General features: G+C 47.8%; 2 protein-coding genes. Both read right to left on the bottom strand.

Annotated elements, in window-relative coordinates; translation table 11 throughout:
* Positions 1–132 precede the first annotated feature (132 nt).
* Positions 133–696, bottom strand: coding sequence for a type I-F CRISPR-associated endoribonuclease Cas6/Csy4 (gene cas6f / locus IBX50_RS20455; RefSeq protein ID WP_292258258.1), 564 nt, complete (start codon positions 694–696; stop codon positions 133–135).
* Between the two features lie 3 nt (positions 697–699).
* The coding region (gene csy3 / locus IBX50_RS20450) for a type I-F CRISPR-associated protein Csy3 (RefSeq protein WP_292258257.1) at positions 700–1,692 on the bottom strand (993 nt) is incomplete at its 5' end.

Below are 1,692 nucleotides of genomic sequence, written 5' to 3'. Positions count from 1 at the left end.
TGAACTACAGATTATATTGAGAAATTCCTTAATTTTTAAAGAGCTAGGCACATATACAGAAAACGACCCTTTTACAACAAGGCCAGTATCTCCTTGTTTTTAAAGGGCCGCTATTTGTATTAGAAAAAAAGGTCAGAACCAGGGAATGCTTGCGTTCTGCCCTAATCCATAGGTATTGAAAGAGCCCCGCAAAGGTTCCGACAACACCTCACTCTGCGCGATAAACAAGGCAAAAGCTTGCCCAGTACTCTGACTGCGCAGCATTATAAAAGGCAAGTTTGGCTTTCGTTCTACACTATGAGGAATAGCCTGAGTCGCCTGTTCATAACTTTCGCCTTTTCGCTGCATACGACGTCGACGCAAACGATCTGCGTTGGTCTTAAATTGCCTACGACTAACAACACAATGCTGTACTGATTCAGGTATAGGCTGGATTTCAGTAATCTGCACATGATCTCGCATACCCTGCAACCAGTTCTCCGTCAGCAGTTCCTGCAAACGGCTGGCACTAGCATGTAATCGCATGTATTGACCCAGTGTCCTTGGCTTCAACTGATACTGGGGGAAGCTAACCCCAATATCATTACTGTTCAATGCCACCAGCGCCCGATGCAGTTTGTTGTAAAGTGCCCCCATCAGCATGGGGGCAGTAAACTCCGGATCTGGTAGCAGGTGTATATCCAGGTAATGATCCATTGTTTACCCCTTGTCTGAGTCACCAAACACACCACCACGGATCAGAGTAGCAATAACAAAATGCTGTTGCTCCGGGTTCGGCACCTGATCTTTCAACACCCAGGCATCCAGTAGAGTGTAGAAATCCATTTTCTGCTTGGGCTGTCGGTAAGCTTTACCCTGAGTGGTTACAGAACCATAGGGCTCAACCGCTATAGGCCCAAGTTCGCTGGCACCCTCATACCAAGTATCAATAGTACGCAGGGCATTACCGATTTTTTGGGAGTGGATTGCAGCAACTTTATTCACGTGATAGAGGGTTTTACTTTTGTCACCGCGACCACGATCCAAAATCAATTCTTGCGATGGGAACACTTCCTGTCCCTGACCGATACGAACAAAAGCAGTGACCTGTAATAAGACGTGCTGCTGCCCTTTCAAACCGGCCTCAATGAGTCCAGCCAATTGCTCCATCTCTTTGGAAACGGTACTGAATTCGCGCACAGATTGACTTAGAGCGTCAAAACTCCAGCTCACAGCAGCACGACCATCCACCAGATGAGCTACATTCACCTCCACACTTTCCGCACCGATACGGTTACGCCAGAGAAAACGGCCATTGGTGAGATTTCCTGCATAACGTTTTGCCAGTTCGGTAAAACCATTTTTTTCGATATAACCCTGCACGGTTTGCAGCAGTTTGGCCTGATAGTCAGCATCATTACAGGCTGATGGGTGACCTGTGCCCGGCAGTACACGCAGTGTAAAGCTGACTTTCAGGGTATCCACATCAGCTGGCAAAGCAGCCACATCAACCCGCTGCAGGTTAGGGTTTTCGATAGCTGCATCCAGTTTGGCTGGGTCCTGATCCTTGGTTTTCAGGCGGTTGGAAATGGTGCCCCTTACAGATTTCTCCAGAATGGAAACAGGTTCCCAATCAGTTGATTGCTCTCGCTGCCCCCATTGACCTGCATAAAAAAGGGCATCAGAGGGATCCAGCTTACGTTCAAAAGCCAG

This window comes from Marinospirillum sp., from assembly GCF_014859565.1.
The sequence above is the reverse complement of the archived record's forward strand: the minus strand, read 5'-3'. Positions and strand labels throughout refer to the sequence as shown.